The sequence below is a fragment of the Rickettsiales bacterium genome (genome assembly GCA_025210695.1).
Taxonomy (GTDB): Bacteria; Pseudomonadota; Alphaproteobacteria; order Rickettsiales; family CANDYO01; genus CANDYO01.
In genome coordinates this window covers 181,451-202,007 of the sequence record JAOARE010000008.1, presented here as the reverse complement: position 1 = coordinate 202,007, position 20,557 = coordinate 181,451, and the positions used below count along the sequence as shown (strand labels likewise).

At 34.5% G+C, this 20,557-nt stretch carries 20 protein-coding genes and 2 tRNA genes; 14 read left to right on the top strand and 8 right to left on the bottom strand.

The annotated features are described in order from the left end of the window. Nucleotides 1-811: hypothetical protein (locus tag N4A31_01260; GenBank protein MCT4634860.1), on the bottom strand; the 811-nt coding region annotated here is incomplete at its 3' end. Nucleotides 812-847: 36 nt separating this feature from the next. Next, entirely contained in the window at nucleotides 848-1,561 is a 714-nt protein-coding gene (locus N4A31_01255; protein MCT4634859.1) for an outer membrane beta-barrel protein, read from the bottom strand. Nucleotides 1,562-1,929: 368 nt separating this feature from the next. On the opposite strand from N4A31_01255, the gene N4A31_01250 reads away from it, so the two are divergent. Continuing rightward, nucleotides 1,930-2,006: transfer RNA gene (locus tag N4A31_01250), tRNA-Asp, on the top strand. Nucleotides 2,007-2,038: 32 nt separating this feature from the next. Here the strand turns inward: N4A31_01250 and N4A31_01245 are convergent. Further along, complete coding sequence (locus N4A31_01245) at nucleotides 2,039-2,458, bottom strand: hypothetical protein (protein MCT4634858.1); 420 nt, start codon at nucleotides 2,456-2,458, stop codon at nucleotides 2,039-2,041. A 157-nt stretch (nucleotides 2,459-2,615) separates the two neighbouring features. Between N4A31_01245 and thrS the strand changes: the two genes are divergently transcribed. From thrS to ftsY, 11 genes are all read left to right on the top strand, one after another. After that, a complete protein-coding gene (gene thrS, locus N4A31_01240; protein ID MCT4634857.1) occupies nucleotides 2,616-4,529 on the top strand; it encodes a threonine--tRNA ligase in 1,914 nt (637 codons plus the stop codon). Nucleotides 4,530-4,560: 31 nt separating this feature from the next. After that, on the top strand, nucleotides 4,561-5,079 hold the full coding sequence (gene infC, locus N4A31_01235; protein MCT4634856.1) for a translation initiation factor IF-3: 519 nt from the start codon (nucleotides 4,561-4,563) through the stop codon (nucleotides 5,077-5,079). Nucleotides 5,080-5,214: 135 nt separating this feature from the next. Continuing rightward, the gene (groES, locus tag N4A31_01230; GenBank protein ID MCT4634855.1) at nucleotides 5,215-5,505 is read left to right on the top strand and encodes a co-chaperone GroES; all 291 of its coding nucleotides are present in this window, start codon (nucleotides 5,215-5,217) and stop codon (nucleotides 5,503-5,505) included. Then, nucleotides 5,505-7,169, top strand: a complete 1,665-nt coding sequence (groL, locus tag N4A31_01225; protein MCT4634854.1) for a chaperonin GroEL — start codon at nucleotides 5,505-5,507, stop codon at nucleotides 7,167-7,169. The genes groES and groL overlap by 1 nt, the downstream gene beginning before the upstream one ends. Nucleotides 7,170-7,351: 182 nt before the next feature. Next, nucleotides 7,352-8,380 (top strand): hypothetical protein, encoded by a 1,029-nt coding sequence (locus tag N4A31_01220; protein ID MCT4634853.1) that lies wholly within the window; start codon nucleotides 7,352-7,354, stop codon nucleotides 8,378-8,380. 130 nt (nucleotides 8,381-8,510) lie between these two features. Continuing rightward, on the top strand, nucleotides 8,511-9,851 hold the full coding sequence (gene gltX, locus N4A31_01215; protein ID MCT4634852.1) for a glutamate--tRNA ligase: 1,341 nt from the start codon (nucleotides 8,511-8,513) through the stop codon (nucleotides 9,849-9,851). Next, complete coding sequence (locus N4A31_01210; protein ID MCT4634851.1) at nucleotides 9,835-10,500, top strand: outer membrane lipoprotein carrier protein LolA; 666 nt, start codon at nucleotides 9,835-9,837, stop codon at nucleotides 10,498-10,500. Before gltX ends, N4A31_01210 begins: the two co-directional genes overlap by 17 nt. A gap of 152 nt (nucleotides 10,501-10,652) precedes the next feature. Beyond that, nucleotides 10,653-10,737, top strand: a tRNA-Leu gene (locus N4A31_01205). A gap of 24 nt (nucleotides 10,738-10,761) precedes the next feature. Further along, the gene (gene tig, locus N4A31_01200; protein MCT4634850.1) at nucleotides 10,762-12,150 is read left to right on the top strand and encodes a trigger factor; all 1,389 of its coding nucleotides are present in this window, start codon (nucleotides 10,762-10,764) and stop codon (nucleotides 12,148-12,150) included. A gap of 146 nt (nucleotides 12,151-12,296) precedes the next feature. Continuing rightward, nucleotides 12,297-12,896 (top strand): ATP-dependent Clp protease proteolytic subunit, encoded by a 600-nt coding sequence (locus N4A31_01195; GenBank protein MCT4634849.1) that lies wholly within the window; start codon nucleotides 12,297-12,299, stop codon nucleotides 12,894-12,896. Continuing rightward, nucleotides 12,890-13,801: a signal recognition particle-docking protein FtsY gene (gene ftsY / locus N4A31_01190; protein ID MCT4634848.1), complete on the top strand. Its 912-nt coding sequence runs from the start codon at nucleotides 12,890-12,892 to the stop codon at nucleotides 13,799-13,801. Before N4A31_01195 ends, ftsY begins: the two co-directional genes overlap by 7 nt. A gap of 1 nt (nucleotide 13,802) precedes the next feature. Here ftsY and N4A31_01185 read toward each other — a convergent pair whose 3' ends face one another. Further along, nucleotides 13,803-14,756 (bottom strand): hypothetical protein, encoded by a 954-nt coding sequence (locus N4A31_01185; GenBank protein ID MCT4634847.1) that lies wholly within the window; start codon nucleotides 14,754-14,756, stop codon nucleotides 13,803-13,805. Nucleotides 14,757-14,812: 56 nt separating this feature from the next. Further along, the gene (locus N4A31_01180) at nucleotides 14,813-16,096 is read right to left on the bottom strand and encodes an amino acid permease (protein MCT4634846.1); all 1,284 of its coding nucleotides are present in this window, start codon (nucleotides 16,094-16,096) and stop codon (nucleotides 14,813-14,815) included. Between the two features lie 317 nt (nucleotides 16,097-16,413). Here N4A31_01180 and N4A31_01175 point away from each other — a divergent pair, with 317 nt between their 5' ends. Both N4A31_01175 and N4A31_01170 read left to right on the top strand, forming a co-directional pair. Beyond that, nucleotides 16,414-17,112: an outer membrane beta-barrel protein gene (locus tag N4A31_01175; GenBank protein ID MCT4634845.1), complete on the top strand. Its 699-nt coding sequence runs from the start codon at nucleotides 16,414-16,416 to the stop codon at nucleotides 17,110-17,112. A gap of 16 nt (nucleotides 17,113-17,128) precedes the next feature. Further along, nucleotides 17,129-18,028, top strand: coding sequence for a hypothetical protein (locus N4A31_01170; protein ID MCT4634844.1), 900 nt, complete (start codon nucleotides 17,129-17,131; stop codon nucleotides 18,026-18,028). Here N4A31_01170 and N4A31_01165 read toward each other — a convergent pair. The 3 genes from N4A31_01165 to N4A31_01155 form a co-directional block, all read right to left on the bottom strand. Next, nucleotides 18,018-18,854, bottom strand: a complete 837-nt coding sequence (locus N4A31_01165; GenBank protein ID MCT4634843.1) for a hypothetical protein — start codon at nucleotides 18,852-18,854, stop codon at nucleotides 18,018-18,020. The genes N4A31_01170 and N4A31_01165 overlap by 11 nt on opposite strands. 98 nt (nucleotides 18,855-18,952) lie before the next feature. Beyond that, on the bottom strand, nucleotides 18,953-19,333 hold the full coding sequence (gene rbfA, locus N4A31_01160) for a 30S ribosome-binding factor RbfA (protein ID MCT4634842.1): 381 nt from the start codon (nucleotides 19,331-19,333) through the stop codon (nucleotides 18,953-18,955). A gap of 26 nt (nucleotides 19,334-19,359) precedes the next feature. Then, a complete protein-coding gene (locus N4A31_01155) occupies nucleotides 19,360-20,103 on the bottom strand; it encodes a carbonic anhydrase family protein (GenBank protein ID MCT4634841.1) in 744 nt (247 codons plus the stop codon). Between the last annotated feature and the right edge of the window lie 454 nt (nucleotides 20,104-20,557).

Sequence of the window (20,557 nt, the reverse complement as noted above, 5' to 3'; positions counted from 1 at the left end):
CTGCTGTAACTGCATTTGCTGCTAAATGTTCAGAAGCAACTTCACTATCTGAAATCTTTGCTCCAGTTATTGAATCAGCTGAAATCGCTGCTGCTGTAACTGCATTTGCTGCTAAATGCTCAGAGGCCACAACACTATCTGAAATCTTACTACCATCAATAACATCAGCTGAAATCGCTGCTCTGGTTACTGATGCCGCTGCTAAATGTTCAGAAGCTACTACACTATCTGAAATCTTTGCTCCAGTTATTGCATCAGAAGCTATCTTAATTGCTGTTACTGCACTATCGGCCAAGGCTGCTGTCGCAATAGAACCCGCCGATACACCACCTGCAACAATGGAATTAATATCCGTTTCAACCTCACCAAACCCGCCGGTAACAGTACCTTCTCCATAAAATGTTGTATCATCATCAAAACTAGCATCCAATGCAGTTGTTATTTGATCTATAGCAGCAGAAATTGTGCTTTTACCATTAAATGTTGATGACGAATTCAAAGAACCAACTATTTTACTAGAAATAGTATTAATAGCCTGTGTCGCATTATTAAAATTAGTATTATCTAGTACAGTACCAGAATCCGTAGAGGAAGACTCTCTAAGCACTGTAACAACCGTTGCTGGAGGGTTAGTTACTTTAGACACAGCATTGAATAAATTTTTACCAGCAATAGTATTAATTTTATCCATAAGCGTGGCATCATCTGCAGCCTTGTTAATTTCTTTATATAAGGTACTTACAATACCTTTTGGTAGCCCTTGTGAATTTACTACACTCTTATAATACTCTTTATCTATATCTGTAGCCATATTTTTACTCCTTTTTTTTTATAACTGATATATCTCTTAAAACTTAAATTTCAAACCAATAGTTAACACATGATCTTTTAATCTTCCAGTTCTTGCTGGAGAATTCTGGGTAACTCCACTAGCATCGACATAATTAACTTTCGTTGTAATTTCCCCGCTATCAACAAACATATATTCGATCTGAGTATCAAACATAGAACAAGTGCTCATATTCAAACCAGCTCCCGCCTGCCAAGCAAATTTATTAACAGTATCACCGGAGAAAACTTGAGTACTCATTAAACCATCAGGATCAGTTGTTTTATTTCTATAATCATTTGATTTATTTCTTGCAGCACCCAAACCAACTTTAAAGTAAGGAACCACCTTTGAATCCACAACAAGATCAACAGCTCCATTCAGCATAATTGCGTCACTTCTAGCCGACCAAGAGTTACTATTCCCGTTGGAGTTTTCAACTTCTACTCCATAACCATGAGCTGTATTTTTTCCTCTATGTCTATATTCTAAGCTAACAGCATAACGATTCATAATCTTACGCCCAACTTCAAAACCCACTGCATATGTAGTATCCCCAGTGTTTAACCCTGAGTTTCCTTCCAAACTAGTAGGAAACACTCCACCTGCTTTTACCGTAGCAAAGTTATATTCAGCAACTTTCTTTTTCATTGAGTCACCAGCAGAAGCAGAAAAAGCTAGAGGCAATGTCGCCAATAAAACAGCCGGCTTAATTAATTTATGTAATCTCATAACACTATCCTTAATTTATTTTGTTATTAAAAGTTATTTAAACAAGCAACATATTAATTATATATTTGCTGTTAGGACCTATTATTTAGTTAATAAACCTAATAATTAACATAAGATACTAACATAACATTCTTTTGAATCGCAAGATAAACTTTTAGTTGAAAAAGTTTTTTTTCTAATAAATATTTATTATAGACATATATACAACAACACAACCCCATAAAGCCTAAGGAACAACCTTCCACATAAAATAGAACAAAAACGACTCTTTCCATAGAAAAAAGGGCAGCCATAAGATTTTTTAATAACTTTGAAAATATTTACTTTACAATTGATTTAAACACTGATATTTTTCTTAATTCCAAATTGGGGGTGTAGCTCAGCTGGTTAGAGCGTCGGCCTGTCACGCCGAAGGCCGCGGGTTCGAGTCCCGTCACTCCCGCCACCTTCATACTTGTAACTATAAGTTACTAACTTTTATAGCTCTGCTGCATCAGCAAAACTTCCAACACCACCCATTTCGACACCAGAATCATCAGGCACAGAGAATCCCAGTTTATTAAAGGCCTTGCTTTTGCTAAGCCCATCATTTACAAAACCTCTAAAATCATGAAATTGTGATTCATCTTTTATCATAAGAGCCTCATCCACCGAGAGCTTGCCTTTCTTTTCAACCATGTTATACCATGTGTAAACTCTTAGATTGGGCCACTCAAACTTAAGAGCTTGCTCCAAAGCCTTCTCTTTTGAGATCCCTTTTTCAACAGCTAAAATATTTTTAAAAGTTAGATAATGTACATTTTCTAATTTACTGTTTAGTAAAGGAGATTCAGAATCAACCCCCTTTTTAATCAACTTTTCTTTATATTCTTCTGAGGTTATTTTTTTTATAGCCATAGCTTTTTCTCCTTTAACATTACGACCTTATTAACTTTTTCAACTAAAAGTTTTAATATCGTATTTTATTTTAAATACCAAGTCAATATTCTTTCCTTGAACATTTATTCAAATTAGTCTAAATTCTTAATCCAACATAAAATTATGGGCTAGTAACATGGTTGCAATTACTTTAGCTGATAAATCTATCCGTAATTTCGAAAAAGAAATTGATGGCTTTATTTTAGCAAATGATATCTCAAAAAGTTTAGCTAAAATTGCCATCGCTATGAAAGTTAACGGGGAAGCAGTAGATTTATCCTATAAAATCACTAAAGATTCTCAAGTAGAAATAATCACCCCTAATACCGAGGAAGGGCTAGAAATTATTCGTCATGACAGTGCTCATATTTTTGCTCAAGCTGTAAAAGAATTATTTAGCGACGCACAAATTACTATTGGCCCTGCTATTGAAGATGGATTTTATTACGATGTAGCAAGAGATGTCGCATTCACCCCGGATGATTTAGTCTCCCTTGAAAAGAGGATGCATGAAATTGTAAAGCGCGATCAACCAATATCACGAGAAGTTTGGGACAGAGACGAAGCTATCAAGTTTTTTAAAAGTATTGGAGAATTTTATAAATCTGAAATTATTGAATCCATTCCTGCTGGAGAAAAAATTAGTCTATACCGCCAGGGCGATTTTATAGATTTATGCCGCGGCCCCCATGCACCGAGCACAGGCTACAAAAAAGCCTTCAAGCTTATGAAGTTAGCTGGAGCTTACTGGCGCGGAGATCATCGCAATGCTATGCTACAAAGAGTCTATGGCACAGCCTGGGCCAATGAAAAACAATTACAAGAATATTTAGTTCGGTTAGAAGAGGCAGAAAAACGTGATCACAGAAAACTAGGAAAAGAGCTAAATCTTTTTCACATCCAGGAAGAAGCAGCTGGGCAGATATTTTGGCACGATAAAGGATGGACGTTATATCGCATTGTAGAAAACTATATAAGAGATAAAATTCTTAATAATGGCTATACTGAAGTAAAAACCCCTATATTAGCAGACAGAACTCTTTGGGAAGAATCAGGACATTGGGATAAATTTCGTGAGAATATGTTCACCGTTGAGAATGGCGATAAATCTATGGCTTTAAAGCCCATGAATTGCCCTCTTCATATTCAAATTTTTAAACAAAAACTTCACAGCTATCGAGATTTACCTCTTAGAATGGCCGAATTTGGTTGTTGTCACCGCAATGAAAGCTCTGGCTCAATGCACGGACTCATGAGAGTTAGAGGAATGACCCAAGATGACGCACATATATTCTGCACTCCCGAAGATATTACATCAGAAACCGTTAGCTTTATAAAGCTCCTCAAAGAAGTATATAAAGACTTTGGATTCACCGAAATAGCAATTAAATTTGCCACACGCCCTGATGTATATGCCGGAGATATAGAGGTTTGGAATAATGCAGAAAAAGAATTAAAATCTGCAATCGAAACTACTAACTTACCTTATACCTTGAACCCAGGGGAAGGAGCATTTTATGGCCCTAAATTAGAATTTGTTCTCAAAGATGCTATTGGTCGAGATTGGCAATGCGGCACCCTGCAATTAGATTTTGTTCTGCCTGAAAGATTAGACGCCAATTATATTGGCAGGGATGGTGCAAAGCATAGACCTGTTATGATTCACCGTGCTATTTTAGGATCAATGGAAAGATTTATCGGCATATTAATTGAAGAATACTCAGGAAAATTCCCATTATGGTTATCTCCTGTACAGGTTATTATATTAACTATAACTGATGATGCTAATGAATACGCTAAAAGCCTTTGTAAGGACTTAAAAGATAATAATATTAGAGCTAAAATTGATATTTCGAGCGATAAAATTAATTATAAAATTCGTCAGCATTCTTTAGCAAAAACTCCTATAATTATGGTAGTTGGTAAAAATGAAATGCAAAATAACACAGTCTCAATACGTAAATTAGGAACTGACAAGCAAGAAATATTGCAATATACTCAGTCTTTGAGTATGCTAAAAAATATTATTAATAATAAAACTTATATTTAAAAATCTTTAGAGGATGCTATTAAAAGCGCAAATGAAAAAAAAATCTAGTAGTTTTGCAAAAGCAAATTTAGAAATAACTTCCCCCACAGTACGATTAGTTAACGACAAAGGTGAGATGCTTGGAGTAGTTTCACTGGAACAAGCATTAGAACAAGCGCAAAAGCTTGGATTTGACTTAGTTGAAATATCTCCCAATTCTGAGCCACCTGTGTGTAAAATGATGGACTTTGGTAGACATAAATACCAAGAAAAGAAAAAAATGCACAATGCTAGAAAAAGACAAAGAACTGTATCCCTAAAAGAAATAAAGCTTCGCCCTACAATTGGTGAACATGACCTACAAATTAAAATCAAAAGTATGAATAGCTTTATCTTGGCTGGAGATAAAGTAAAAATCACCTTAAGGTTCAAAGGCAGAGAAATAACTCATCAAGAACTTGGTTTTGCAGTTTTTGAGAAAATAAAACTTCAGTTAACTGAAGAGGCAAAAATGGAATACGAACCAAAAATGGAAGGCAATCAATTGATGATGATAGTAGTTCCTAAATAGCCTCTGTGACAAACAATAAATTATATTTCTGTATATTTTACTCTAAAAATCTTTAGATGCTCTTGAAGTATTCAATAAAGATGACTATATATCTTTTGTTAAATAGATTATCAACAAACTAATAATGGAGGATTTATGTCTACATCATTTAAACCACTTGGTGATCGAGTGGTTATAGAAGTAATAAAGCGCGAAGAAAAAACTGCTGGTGGCATTTACCTACCGGATAGCGCGAAAGAAAAACCCGTGGAAGGAACCGTAGTTTCTGTTGGAAAAGGGGCTCGAGACATGCAAGGTAATTTAGTTCCTATGGAATTGAAAGCTGGAGATCGTATAATTTTTGGTAAATGGGCTGGAAGCGAAGTAAAGATAAATGGCAAGGAATTGTTAATAATGAAAGAATCTGATGTAATGGGAGTATTATAATTATGGTAAAACAAATTAAATCTGGCTATGAAGGTCAAAAAGCAATTCTAGAAGGTATGGCAATTTTAGCTGATACAGTTGGTAGCACATTAGGACCTCGTGGTAATAATGTTGTAATTGGAAAAAGCTATGGTGACCCTAAAATCACTAAAGATGGTGTTAGCGTTGCAAAAGAAATTGAATTAAGCGACCCATATCAAGATCTAGGCGCTAAACTTATGAGATCAGTTGCTAGTAAAACTGCTGATGTTGCAGGAGATGGAACAACAACTTCAACAGTTTTGGCTTACGCTTTAGCTAGCGAAGGTCATAAATATGTGGTGGCTGGAATGAATCCTGCTGACTTAAAGCGTGGTATCGATAAAGCCGTTAATATTGTTTGTGAAGAAATTAAAAATCAAAGCAAAAAAATAAGCTCTCAACAAGAAATAGCTCAAGTGGGTACAATTTCTGCAAATAATGACAAAGAAATTGGCGATAAACTTGCAGAAGCGATGCAAAAAGTTGGCCAAGAAGGTGTCATCTCTATTGAAGAAGGTAAATCATTTGGCTTTGAACTTGATGTTGTTAAAGGAATGAAATTTGATCGTGGTTACTTATCACCTTATTTTGTAACCAATTCTGAGAAAATGACAGCAGAACTTGAAGATCCTTACGTCCTGATATACGAGAAAAAACTCTCTAACTTACAACAAATGATTCCTTTACTAGAGTCTATTATGCAAGCTCGCAAACCTTTGTTAATAATCGCTGAAGACATTGAAGGTGAAGCTTTAGCAGCATTGGTAGTAAATAAACTACGTGCAGGACTACAAATATGCGCTGTAAAAGCACCAGGTTTTGGTGATCGTCGTAAAGCTATGCTAGAAGATATTGCTATTCTTACAGGCGGTCAATTAATTAGCGAAGACTTAGGCATGAGCTTAGAAAGCGTAACTTTAGAAATGCTAGGTAAAGCTAAAAAAGCACATATAGCAAAAGAAGACACAACTTTAGTTGATGGAGTTGGTGATAAATCCGCTATTGAAGCCCGTAGCAACCAAATCAGAGCGCAAATTGCTGAAACTTCTTCTGACTATGACAAAGAAAAACTTCAAGAAAGATTGGCCAAACTTACTGGTGGTGTTGCTGTTCTGCAAGTTGGCGGGGCTAGTGAAGTTGAAGTGAAAGAGCGTAAAGATCGCGTTGAAGACGCTCTACATGCTACTCGCGCTGCCACTCTTGAGGGAATAGTACCTGGAGGTGGAACAACCTTACTATATGCAACAAAAGCCCTTGATAATCTTCAATTAGAGAACGAAGACCAGAAGGCCGGTGTAAATATAGTACGTAAAGCTCTCCAAGCACCATTACGTAGAATCATTTCTAACTCTGGCTTAGATGGTGCTGTTGTAGCTGGTAAAATCCTTGAAAGCAAAGATAAAAACTTTGGTTTTGATGCTCAAAAACTTGAATATGTTGACATGATTAAATCTGGTATAATTGATCCAACAAAAGTTGTACGCACTGCTCTCCAAGATGCAGCATCTGTAGCTGGATTAGTTATTACAACCCAAGCATTAATTGTTGACAAACCTGAAGATGACAAAGCAGCAAAAATGCCTGGTGGCATGGATGGAATGCCTGGTGGTATGCCTGGAGGAATGGGCGGAATGGGATTCTAAATCCTTTTCTTCAACATTATAACTAAAAATAAAAAACTCGGGTAAGGAAACTTCCCGAGTTTTTGTATAGAGAATATTTACAGTTATATCTACAAACATAAATTTCATCCTATAATTACATTGACCCTGTTAAAAATAAATGATAATTTCTTGCTTATAATAATCTTTATAAAGAGTTAAGCATGAAAGATGGAACTACCCACCCTGAACGAAATATTAAGTTATTTTTTACAAGCAACAAATTTTTGGTACTACCAGAAATTCATCTAAAATATGATATATTTCTAAAAAACAAACCTGTAGTCCTTATACATAACTCTAAAACTGGTGGAACCAGCTTAAACTATTTCATGAGAATTGTTACTAAAGAAACAGAAACGAAAGAACTTTTTTTTGAAAAACTTTGCGATAATCAAATTATTAGCAATGTTTTTACTAAAGGATGCATTGGAGCCTTAGCGTCCATAAAAGAACTTGAACACCTTTTGACTCCCTTTTTAGCAAAACAAATCAAAGCCCCATATATATACGGCCATATGCCATTACCTTCACACCCAAATGAGCCAGATAAAAATTATTTTGGAATGGAAGTAAATTATATTACAATCGTAAGAGAACCTGGGGCAAGAATGAAGTCATGGGGAAATTACTTCTTCCAAAAAAATATTTTCACAAAAGATGAAGTAATTAATCTAATGCAAAATGTAGAAATTGATAATTTACAAACTAGAGCATTAGCTGGTGAAGAGTATATGAGTGGTGAGTGTACAGAAGAAACTTATACAAAAGCCATACAAAATATAAAAGAAATATTTACAATCGTGGCTCCTAATGAAGCAGTAGATGACGTTATGGCTTTAATGGCAAACCATTATGGAGTAGAAGACGTAGCTTATTCAAGAGCTGCAATTTCTGGAGTAAAACTATTTACAGAAGAGGATGAAGACTATAAAGAATTATTATCAAAAATTCTTGAGCGAAATCAGTTTGATATAAAACTTTATGATTATGTCAAAACAACTCATTGGCCAGCCTGGAAAGAAGAGCACATAGAGTCTATTTCAGATAATATGGATGATAATAAAACCTATAAAGTAATGACTGCTCCATTTTATAAAAAGGGAGAGCTGCTTTATCTAACTTTAGAGCAAATGAATAGTCTCTATCCAGCAGAACAAGAAGTGGATTTAATAGGTTTGAATCAAAATTAATATAGTATATATATAATATTTTTAGAATCTAAACAAAAACTGTTTTGATTCATAGATTGCCAATACTTAAGTAATGCTGTATGATTTTGCCTATAATCATTTTTGTATTTATTGTAAGATTAAGGCCTTTATGTCTGTAAAAACTCGTTTTGCCCCTAGTCCGACCGGCATGTTACATGTGGGTAATGTTAGAACTGCCTTAGTTAATTGGTTATTTACTCGTGCTCACAACGGTAAATTTATGCTTCGCTTGGATGACACTGATCTTATTCGCTCAAAACTAGAATATGAAAAAGCTATAAAAAAAGATCTACAATGGCTAGGGATCAACTGGGACGAAGAAGCAAAACAATCTGAAAGACTTAACCGATATGAAGAAGCTAAACATCAACTAATTGCATCTGGTAGATTATACCCGTGCTATGAAAGCCAAGTTGATTTAGACATGAAACGAAAAATGCTTTTAAGCAGAGGAAAACCACCTCTCTATGATCGAGCAGCCTTAAAGCTAACAGAAAAAGATCATGAAGAATTAATAGCTCAAGGTAAAAAACCTCATTATCGTTTTTTACTTAAAGATGAGACAATAAAATGGAATGATCTAGTAAGAGGGGATATACAATTCCATGCTAAAAATCTAAATGATCCCATCGTCATCAGAGAAGATGGTTCAATGACTTACATTTTATGTTCAGCTGTAGATGATATGGATTTTGGGATAACTCATATCTTACGGGGTGAAGATCACATAAGCAACACTGCTATCGGGATTCAAATCACTGAAGCTTTAGGAGGAACAGCCCCTAAGATGGGGCATACCTCTTTATTACAAAGTAAAACTGGGGAAATCTCAAAGCGCTTAGGAGGGTTTGATATCCAGTCTCTTCGTGAACAGTTTATTGAACCAATGGCTATCAATTCATTATTAGCAAAAATGGGAACATCTGACTCTATAGAAGCCTTTTATAATATGTCTCAGTTAATTTCTGAGTTTGAAATTAATAAATTCAGCCCATCTGCAGTTAATTATGACTTTAATGAACTTCTTCACCTTAATCATAAATTAATTACAAATCTAAGTTATGAAGAAATTAAACCTAGTCTTGATAAACTTGAAGTAAACATTGATAATACATTCTGGCGAGCAGTTCATGGTAATATCAATACCGTTAATGAAGCTGTTCATTGGTGGAAAATTTGCAACCAAACAATTACCCCTGTAATAGATCCTATAAACTCAGAGTTCTTAAAAAAAGCTTGTGAGCTCTTGCCTCAAGGAAACTGGGACGACTCAAGCTGGGGGAAGTGGATAAGTAGAATTAAGGATGCCATTGGCAGAACGGGAAAACAGTTATTCATGCCATTACGTTTAGCTTTAACTGGACAAGAACATGGACCAGAACTAAAATATTTATTACCTTTAATTGGAAGAAAAAGAGTAGAGGATAGATTGCATGGTAAAATGGACTAAGTTATTGTTTTTGCTTTTTCCTCTTTATAGCTTAGGAAGTAGTGATATTATTGTGTCTGCTCCTCCAATAAAATATTTTGGTGATGATGATGCGTCTCCAGCAATTACTGACATCTACGCTAAAGAAATAGCTGAATTAGAACATTACCTTAATAACTTCGATACTTTCATTGCTCAATTTAAGCAATCCAATAAAGAAGGAGCAATAAGATATGGTAAGTTCTTTATTAGCAAACCAGGTAAAATTCGCTGTGAATATTTTAAGCCTTCTCCTGTGCTTCTAATCATTAATCAGAACAAAGTAACTTTCTATGACCAAGATCTAGATGAAGTTAGCCATGCAAGTTCCGATATTAATTCTTTAAAATTACTAACCATAAAAGATTTACGTTTTAGCTCTGTTAATATTGTTGAAATAGATAAAGATGATCAATTCATAACACTTAGTATGAAAGAACGCGTAAAAAAGTTTAATAGTCCCTTATTTCTAACTCTAAAGTTCTCCTACCCTAAAATTGAACTTAAACAAATTACTATTACTACTCATGAAAATGAAATAGATATGATTTTTGATCAGATAACTTATAACCAACCAATAAGTAAGCAATTGTTTTATTTTCACCGCGACCTTTTTAAAACTAGAAGATAAAAACCTATTGCCTAAATTTATTTGTGATTATTTTGCAAACCATTCAATTGAGCCAAAAATCCAAAGTAAAAAAAAATTATATGAATCTTGCAATCATTTATTCAATGTGGTAAAAACAAGCATTCAACTTTTTTGTTAATAAGTTGGATTTTGCGGGTGTGGCGGAATTGGTAGACGCGCTAGATTTAGGTTCTAGTATCGAAAGTTGTGGGGGTTCAAGTCCCTTCACCCGTACCATAATATTTTTAAGAGGCAATTCAAATGGGCGCAGAAAAAATAACAAAGAATTATAAGTTAGATTTAACAACAGCAAACCGTGATGGAACAACAATAGCTTACCAAGCAACAGTTAACCCATTATCTAGCGAAGAACTAATCAAAACTTTTTCTGCGACAGTTCCTACCGAAGCCTTAAATGCAATTAAAGACTTTAAATTGAGGTTTGTTGCAAAAAGCAAAAATCTTAAAGGATTTAGACCTGGGAAAGCCCCCTTAAATGTAATTTGGAATCAGCATCAAGGTGAAATTCTAAATGAAATGGCCAATGATTTAATCAATGAAACAACACAAGGAATAGTAAATGAATTAAATGTAGATCTAGTTACTTCACCAAAAATAGATCTCAAACATTTTGATCTAGAAAAAGGATTAGAATTTGAAGTAACCCTACATTTATCTCCAGAATTTGACTTACCTGAAGTAAAAGACATCTCTTTAGAAAAGTTGACTTATGAAATTAAAGATAGCGATATAAAAGATCGCGTTAAAACATTACTTGACCGTCATAAAACTTATGTAAAAGCAAAAGATACATATAAAGCAGCTAATGGAGATAAAGTAGTTATAGACTTCGAAGGAAAAATAGATAATGTTGTATTTCCTGGAGGAACAGCAAAAGGACATACTCTAGAACTTGGAACAAAAAGCTTCATTGATAACTTCGAAGATCAACTTCTAAAGCATAAAGCAGGCGATGAAGTGTTAGTAACTGTAACTTTCCCCAAAGATTATCACCAAAAAGACTTCGCCGGCAAAAAAGCCGAATTTTCTGTAACTATTCACGAAGTATTACAAGCTAAAACTTGTGATAATGAAGAAGAATTTGCTAAAGACGTAGGATTTGCATCAGTAGATGAAATGAATGCTAAGGTAAAAGAAGCTTTAACAAAAGAATGCAATGAAAAAAATCATGTTCAAATGAAAATTGCTTTATTTGATAAATTAGATAAAATTTGTAACTTTACCCTACCACAAATGATGGTAGATCAAGAATTCTCACAATTATGGAAAAACGTTGAAGGAATGATTGAACGCAAAGAAACAGATAAAACAGAAAAAGAACTAAAAGAAGAATATCAGAAACTTGCGAAACGTAGAGTAAAATTAGGTCTACTACTTTCTGCAATGGCAAAAAAATATGATGTAAAAGTAGAACAAAATGATTTAGTTGAAGCAGTGAGAGGACAAGCCATGGGCAACCCAGCTGCAGCTCAACAAATTATTAAATACTATACTGAAAACAAAGATGCTGTAGAAAGCTTAAAAGGTCCAATTATTGAAGAAAAGGTTGTTCAAAACATCTTCAAAGAAATTAAAACCACCGACAAAGCAATAACAGTTAAAAAATTGCTAGAGCCAGCACAAGACTAATATTTAGTTTCCCCTACTGAATTCAAAACTAGGGGAAATAAAATATATTAAACAAAGTATTTACTATAAAATATCTTCCTCCTATAATTGACTTAAATTGAAATAAATTAACAAGGTTATATATGTCTGAACATTTACATACATCAATGAATTTAGTACCAATGGTAGTAGAGCAGTCAAGCCGCGGAGAAAGATCTTATGATATTTTCTCTAGACTCTTAAAAGAAAGAATTATTTTTATTAATGGGCAAATTGATGACGCTATGTCATGCCTAGTAGTAGCGCAATTATTGTTTCTAGAAGCAGAAAATCCTGATAAAGATATTGCCATGTATATTAACTCACCAGGAGGGGTTGTAACCTCTGCATTAGCAATGTATGATACAATGCAATATATAAAGCCAAGAGTTGGAACTATTTGCGTAGGACAGGCCTGTTCTGGTGGATCTTTACTACTTGCTGCCGGTGAAAAAGGAATGCGTTATGCTCTTCCTCATGCAAGAATTATGATCCATCAAGTGCTTGGTGGATTCAGAGGACAAGCCACAGATGCCGAGATTCATTTAAAAGAAATGTTGAATAATAAACGTAAGCTAAATGAAATTTATGCTCACCATACCGGTAAAAAATATGCTGTTGTTGAAAGTGCTATGGAAAGAGATAATTTTATGGGTCCAGAAGAAGCCAAGAAATTTGGTCTTATTGACGAAATTATCACTAATCGTGAGAAACAAAATAAATTATGAGTTGGTTAGATAAACTGAAGGCTGGGCTCTCTAAAACTTCAGTAAAAATTACAACTGGCATCGATAATATTCTTCATAAACGCAAACTCGACAAAGAAACTGCCGAAGAGTTAGAAGATTTGCTCATAAGCGCTGATCTTGGCGTTGAAGCATCTCAACATTTAGTTAAAGAATTGATTGAAAAATATCGTTTCAATAAAGAAGTAAACGAAGATGAAATTAAACAGACACTTGCTAATTCTATTGCATCTATTTTGGCCCCTTTATCTGGCAAAGAAATAACATTCGATCAAAAACCCAAAATTATTATCATGTGTGGAGTTAATGGAGGCGGCAAAACCACTTCTATAGCAAAACTAACTCATTATTATAAACAACAAGGAAAATCAATCATGCTGGCTGCTTGTGATACTTTCCGTGCAGCAGCTATTGATCAATTGGAAACTTGGGCAGCTCAGCTCAATATTCCAATTATTAAAGGTACAGAAAATTCAGATCCAGCAAGTGTTGCTTATAAGGCTGCTAAAGAAGCTAGCGACAAAAAGATAGATCTATTAATGATTGATACAGCAGGAAGACTTCATAACAAAGAACATCTTATGTCTGAACTCGCTAAAATTATAAAAGTGGTTAAAAAGATTAATGAAGCAATTACTCCTGAAATTATTCTAGTTTTAGATGCCACCACCGGCCAAAATGCTCTAATACAATTAGAGAAATTTCAAGAAATATCACCTTTAAATGGTTTAATTATTACTAAATTAGATGGCACTTCTAAAGGTGGAATTATAGTAGCAATTGCTCTCAAACATAACATCCCTATTCTTGCTATAGGAGTTGGAGAATCAATCGATGACCTACGCCCATTTTCTGCCCAAGACTTTGCAGAGAATCTAGTTAAATAATTTATCTTATACTATGTTGTTGCCGCCTTTCTTTTACATTTGGTGGGGGTGGGGGATGATGGGAAGATTCTTGAACTAAACCCCCTCTCATATTCTGAACTAATTGAGGCGGCCCTCCACTTATTGAAACGCCATTCTCATATTTTTTCATTCCCCATTCAGATTTACTCTTTCTGATAGGGGGAGAAATACATGTAGCGTTAGCCCCTGCTTCAATTCCTATAACTTCCATATCTTTATTAAAAATTTGTTCTACTTGCAACTCTTTAGGACACTCCTTTACCTTCCCTTTATATTCAGGTGGTACAAAAACTGCCTTATAATTTCCATTACCACAAGCTTGTGGCTCTCCCATAACATATCTTTGATCTTCACTAGTCTTACCAAGCTCCTCTTTATATGCAGTCTGTGCCTCCTTAAAACTTGGAGCGTTTACTATTGAACTCATATTGCTAATAGATTTAACAGGCTGAAATTGATTAAGAGGTGGATGCTGTGCATTACTTTGCTGATTTGGAAGGGATGGTTCTTGAGATAAAACAGGATCTCCAGGTTGAGGCAACCCCCCACTTGTGAGTCTAGCAACAGCCCTAAGAGAGGGCATTAAACCATATTCATTTTTTCCTGTTTGATTATATAGCCCTTCACCTACTATTGCCATTCCAGCAATCAAAGGAGAAATAAAGAAGGGGGCTCCTCCTAAAAATGCCTTAGTTCCCCAAGACCTTGCTTTCTTACTTTTTTGTTGCCAATAAGCCTTATTATTTGGATCAGAACAACACCAAGATATAGCTTTGCCTCCAATGCCTCCAATTATACCAACTGTTGCACCAAACCCCATTGAAATCATACCCACAAAACTAGTTATAGGAGCAGCAACCATCATTGCCATACCAGCAAGTACTTTACCTTTGCCTTTAAATTTTATATTTTTTTCTTTATCTAAATCTGCCATATTGATTATTATCCATTCTAGGTATCAATTTAAGCTTAAAACATAAAGACTAATAATTAATTAACAGTATGAATCTTTCTATACCAAAGAAAATACAGGGGGATTCCACTAACTGTAAATAAAGCACTAATTAACAAAGTATCTAGCGAAGTTTCTGCAATAATCCATCCACAGAAAATAATTGCCACTATACCTGTAATAATACTTAGCACTCCACTTGATTCACGCCATGAAAGAACTAAATGCACTATACTACATAATATATATATAAATAGAAATGAAGTTACCGAAAAATCTATTACTATTGCCACTTGTCCTGCAATATTTTTATTAGCCGTTAGAATCAATAATGGCACTATTCCCAAACAACTAATTATAATACTCGCATAAGGTGCTTTCCATGAATTAACATTAGAAAATAGCTTCGGCATCATTTTATCTTGAGCAAGTCCCAAAGATATTTGTCCTGATGTTAAAATCCAAGCGTTTATTGTTCCAATGCAAACAATGGATGCGGCTATTGAAACCCATATATGCCATTGACCTCCAAAAATATATCTTGCCACATCCACATAAGGAGCCGAAGATTCTTGTAGTTCTGAACCTGGTATCAAGCCCATAATAGCAACGCTATTAAAAATATAAATCAGAGCTACAATAATGGTTCCTGTAACAACCGCTATTGGAATAGTTTTTTTGGCGTTCTCTACAGAACCTGCTGGAGTAGTGGCTGATTCTAGCCCTATAAATCCCCATAACGTTAATAATGATGCTTGAGCAATGCTTGTTGAAACATTCTGGGCTGCAATTTCACCGCTAACTTGAAAATTACTTAAATCAAAATACCAAATAGCAATAACAGGAACTATAAAAAGAGGAAGAAACTTTAATAAGGTAAACAATGTTTCTGCTCTACCTGCAACACTCACTCCAAATAAATTCAAAAACCCCATTAATAACACTAATAATATTTCTAATACCAAATAAACCATAGTATCTTGGCTATTTATTAAAGGAGAAAGATATCCTATAGCTGCAACTATCACTGCTGTTGTACTCACCCAAGAAACCACCCAATAAGTCCAACCGGAAAGAAATGCAATGTCTCTGCCAAATAATTTTTCAATATAAACATGCGGTCCACCTGTTTTAGGAAAACGTGCACAAAGAGAAGCAAATACCATAGCCAAAGCTATAGCTCCAATGGCTGAAGCAACCCAACCACAAATGCTATAGATTCCAAAAGGGGCCAAATTTGCCGGAGACATAAAGACACCTGAACCAATCTGACTTCCAACTACTAAAGCCAAAACTGACCAAAAACCAATTCTATTAGACATAATTTTAAATCCATTAATTATTTTATAAAAAGCAAAACGCTGAACTGAGAGTGAAAAGAATATATATTAAGCTGCCCGTAAAAGGCCCTTTCGAAGAGATTTGATAATTGTAACAGTAGAAAATTCTATCATTTTAAAAATAATAAACCCAGTAATTGTGATCCATGATCATAAACTATAGTTATTCATGAGTCAAACCAATATTAAAATCTACACCATAAAAAAACTACAACCAGAATTATCCTTATAATTAAACACATCTTGCTTCACCAAAGTGATGCTGATAGTCTTATTATAAAGATAATTAGTGAAATAAAATGAGAATATTAGGTTACAGCTCCATAAGTTTTTTTATTGTTATTTATATTTGTATGTTAAATACAATAATAGCTAATGCTACCAATCCTAAAGAATTCACTCCATATAAATTTGCTGGCGTAAAAGCTGGCATTGTTCAACCAACTCCTTTATATGGAAATACTGGTTTAGACACAGGAGAACCAACCAGTGCAGCCGGGGCTCTTATAGGAATAAAATTTCATAAAATGCTCTCTGTAGATTTGGAATATATGCATAGAGGCAAAAATACCACCCAAGACTCCTCTCCTGGAGAAACTGATAACCCAACCTCTTGGTCAACAGAAAGTGATACATTAATGCTGAATCTTTCTGTAGATATAATGACAGATTCTAGAGCCACTCCTTATTTAAGAGGCGGTATCGGCATGGCTTATAATCAATCTTACACTTATACAATTTACGATACAGAAACTGAATCTAACTCATATTATCCTGGAGAAACCACTAATAACTTTACTTGGAACGCTGGATTTGGAGTGAACTTTAAAGCAACACCAATAATTATAACAGAATTAGAATATATGTTTGTTAATAGAGGAGAAATAAAAACTCAACCATATTATTTAGATGATAACGGAGTTAAATATAACTTATCTCCTATTCATGCCCATCTTGCAGACCACGTATTAACCTTTGGATTGAAAATGAAATTTTAAGTCGAGTAGAACATATATGCCATTAACCAGCGAAGAAATTACATATTTTAATAATGGTATAAATGCTGTACTAAAGAAAGAAACTTCTAAAAATACAGCAAGAAGTTACATTCAAGAAAGTTCATCCAGCGAAGAGGTGCTAGCAAAACTAGAGAAGCTTATCAAAAAAGATTTTATCGCAACAGCATCATCAAAAGGCATACCAACTCCTGGCTCCCTCATCTCAAAAAGTAGTTCTGATCTAGCAAAGATACAAACCTTTGTTGGCTATACCCCACCTCCTACTACTGGTAAATCAACAACTTCCGTTGATCAACCAGGTACAAACATGCTTGAATCTGTAAATTTACTATCAGATAATATAGCTGATATACATGCTAAAGATGGTGCTAGAGATGCAAAACTAAAAAGCCATGACGACTCCATAAGCTCCATGGGGAATGATATGAACTCCATGTCGCAAGATATAGAAGATCTAAAAGCAACTGATAAAATCACAGAGTCTGAGTTAAAAGAGTTAGATAAAAATATAAAGAATGTCTATAAGATATTACAAATTTCTAATAAAGCAGAAGCTGCAGAGATTAATGATATTGATACCAAAGCAAATACCGCCCTCAACACATTGGGAACTTCTTCATATACCATATCTGGAGAGCCTAAAGTGATCATCAGCTGCAAACGTATTAATAAAGTTTATGAGCTAGGAGATGTAATAGCTCAAGGGGCCACATCTACTCTAGGTATAATGAAAGCCTTCTTAGATTGTGCAACCTGGGAAAATAAAAAAACAATAGATCACTACTTTACTACCACAGGAGACACCAGTGGATGCGGCCCTCTTCTTCCAAGTGAATTAGTTTTCTCCGAGTGTATAGGGGCCCTAGGCATTGCTATAGATGAAATTATGGATTAGGGTGTAGGTAATGAGCACATACTTCAAAACCTTTGCCTAATAACAAAGGAGTACAATCATCTGCTAATCCTGTAGGAGTAAAATAAAGATCATCTCTTCTTCCAGCATCTGCCCATTTAGCACATTCTAATATATTAAATATTGTTTTAGTTACATCATTAGAGGTAGTATAAATTTCTTTATCTAGGGTGTATTTCCCTTTATTACGAGCGCAGCTCATTACAGTTACAGGAGTCTCAGGAGCTATTTTAGTACTACCTAATGAGTCTTTTAAAGCCGCAACTAGGTTATTTATATGACTAGACAAAGAGGTTGCTGCCGATGTAACCACTCCAAATAAAGAAATATCAGTCAACGCATCCTTACCAACAGCAGTCTCTAATGCTCCATTAACCGCAGTAAATTCTCCAGAAACAGATGACGCAGCGTCTGTCTTAACTCCAAGCATTGTAACACTCGGCAACGCATCCTTACCAACAGCAGTCTCTACTGCCTCATTAATACTGGAAACCCCTTCAGTTAAAGAGTCAGATGCTTTAGTTTCTTCGCCAAGTAAGGTTATCCCCGTCAAAGCGGCATCACCTACAATTTCCGCTTCAATTACTTCAAGCAATTCATTTGCAGCATTATAAAGAGTTAATTCGCCCGAAAGAGAATTTTTATATTTATTAACCGCATCCCTGAGAGCTAATAAATCACTTCTCTCTTTAGTTTCAATTGCAAGATAAGTTATAACCGCATCGCCTGCATCAGTTCCCTTGAGATAATATTCTTGGTTGTAATAAATACTTTCAACCCTATTAACTGTACTTGTTCTTTCTGTCATAAATCAATACTCCTTATAAATTAATAAAAAATTATAAGAAATAGTATGATAGCAGCATAGTTAATTATTAGTTAATACAAGAGGAAAAACATTAATTACTAATCTTCTTTTATAGAATCTAAAAGGGAATTTATTTTCTCTACATGTTCTAAAGTATCGTCATATCGAAAGATAATTTGAGGGATGGTTTTTAATTTTATACTCTTACTAATTATTGATCTAAACTTAGGAGCCAAGCTATTTATCTGCTTTAGAATTTCTTTAGTATTGTTAGATTGAAAGATAGTAATAAACACCGTAGCATTTTGAAGATCAGGACTAACCTTCACCTTAGACACAGTAATAAAATGTTCTAACAACACCTCTGCATCTATTTTTCTTTGCACTAAAGATTCAGCTACAACCGATTTGATTAATTCCGCCACCCTTAATTGTCTGACAGGAATTTTTTTAGGAATTATCTTTTCTAGTTCTAACATAAATCTTTAGCGCCTTCTAAATTTGGTTACTTTACACTTCTATCATTTAAAGGTTGTACAGGACGTGCATTGCCACCTGGCATAATTTTAGACAAAGATGCAATTTCTTCTTTACTTGCCTCAATAGACGTTCTTAACACAAACCAATTAACCCCTTCTGTGCAAGGTGGTGTTGTAAGAGATCCCATGTAATGGAAATAACTTTTGTCCATAGGTAATAGATTAGTAAGATCACTACTCTCTACAGCAATTTTCTCGTGTTTATTACCTGCACTATTTACAATATATTTAATCATTGGGTTAGAATTTCCTTCTTCAATCATTACTCCAACAACTGCTAAATTACCCTCGTCATCTTGGTGAACAAAGTGAAGCTCTGCTGGAGATATCTTACCATCGATAGAATGCTCACCAGGCACATGGAAATGAAATTGTACAAGATTATAAATTTTTCCACCTACCTCTATATACTTATTAGAAGCGTTAGAAGTCACTTTAACCCCAAATGTTTTTGAATTAATTTTATATGGCTCATAATGGAATATAATAGGAGCTTTATCACCAACTAATTTCTTTTGCTCTAAATTAATTGGGGATTGTTTAATCCCTTCCTTACATTTTTCAAACGCTGCATCCAGCTCACTCCATTTATCTGGTCCTGTTATACCAACATATGACCAATTTTCTGAATGCTCAGCAGATGCCACACCTACCAACATTGTTTGACTTAATAAAACCGCAGCTGCAATTTTTATTTTTTTCGACAGCATAATTAATTTACCCCTTTAATTCCTATAATTCCTAAACTTTAAATTTATAGCACCCTAACAAGCTACATCCTCATTATACACACTAATCAAAATAAATTGCAATTCTTAAATAAAACCGAACACATGTAAGATAATAACTAAATCTAACCATAGAGAGTCTTACTGGAAAACCCTTAATAATCCCCTAAAGAACATTTTCCTATTGACATTTGTGGGAAGCTGCATTATATTTCAGTAATTATTTTTATAATATATAAATGTTTATTAGGAATAGTCCATGTTAACTTTAAATCAGGTTATCACAAATAATACTCTTAATATCACTTCAGGAGACATCTTCATGTCTACAGTTCTACGCTCTGCACGAAAGGCACATTATCGCTGGCCTTCAGCTTAATTTCCAAAAAAATCTTAAATAAAAAAGTTTTTATCAATCTTCCAAATATGAAGATTG

Coding starts and splice junctions, on each gene's coding strand:
- N4A31_01255 (MCT4634859.1), bottom strand. CDS start 1,561: ATGAGATTACATAAATTAATTAAGCCGGCTGTTTTATTGGCGACATTG.
- N4A31_01245 (MCT4634858.1), bottom strand. CDS start 2,458: ATGGCTATAAAAAAAATAACCTCAGAAGAATATAAAGAAAAGTTGATT.
- thrS (MCT4634857.1), top strand. CDS start 2,616: ATGGTTGCAATTACTTTAGCTGATAAATCTATCCGTAATTTCGAAAAA.
- infC (MCT4634856.1), top strand. CDS start 4,561: ATGAAAAAAAAATCTAGTAGTTTTGCAAAAGCAAATTTAGAAATAACT.
- groES (MCT4634855.1), top strand. CDS start 5,215: ATGTCTACATCATTTAAACCACTTGGTGATCGAGTGGTTATAGAAGTA.
- N4A31_01220 (MCT4634853.1), top strand. CDS start 7,352: ATGAAAGATGGAACTACCCACCCTGAACGAAATATTAAGTTATTTTTT.
- gltX (MCT4634852.1), top strand. CDS start 8,511: ATGTCTGTAAAAACTCGTTTTGCCCCTAGTCCGACCGGCATGTTACAT.
- N4A31_01210 (MCT4634851.1), top strand. CDS start 9,835: ATGGTAAAATGGACTAAGTTATTGTTTTTGCTTTTTCCTCTTTATAGC.
- tig (MCT4634850.1), top strand. CDS start 10,762: ATGGGCGCAGAAAAAATAACAAAGAATTATAAGTTAGATTTAACAACA.
- N4A31_01195 (MCT4634849.1), top strand. CDS start 12,297: ATGAATTTAGTACCAATGGTAGTAGAGCAGTCAAGCCGCGGAGAAAGA.
- N4A31_01185 (MCT4634847.1), bottom strand. CDS start 14,756: ATGGCAGATTTAGATAAAGAAAAAAATATAAAATTTAAAGGCAAAGGT.
- N4A31_01180 (MCT4634846.1), bottom strand. CDS start 16,096: ATGTCTAATAGAATTGGTTTTTGGTCAGTTTTGGCTTTAGTAGTTGGA.
- N4A31_01175 (MCT4634845.1), top strand. CDS start 16,414: ATGAGAATATTAGGTTACAGCTCCATAAGTTTTTTTATTGTTATTTAT.
- N4A31_01170 (MCT4634844.1), top strand. CDS start 17,129: ATGCCATTAACCAGCGAAGAAATTACATATTTTAATAATGGTATAAAT.
- N4A31_01165 (MCT4634843.1), bottom strand. CDS start 18,854: ATGACAGAAAGAACAAGTACAGTTAATAGGGTTGAAAGTATTTATTAC.
- rbfA (MCT4634842.1), bottom strand. CDS start 19,333: ATGTTAGAACTAGAAAAGATAATTCCTAAAAAAATTCCTGTCAGACAA.
- N4A31_01155 (MCT4634841.1), bottom strand. CDS start 20,103: ATGCTGTCGAAAAAAATAAAAATTGCAGCTGCGGTTTTATTAAGTCAA.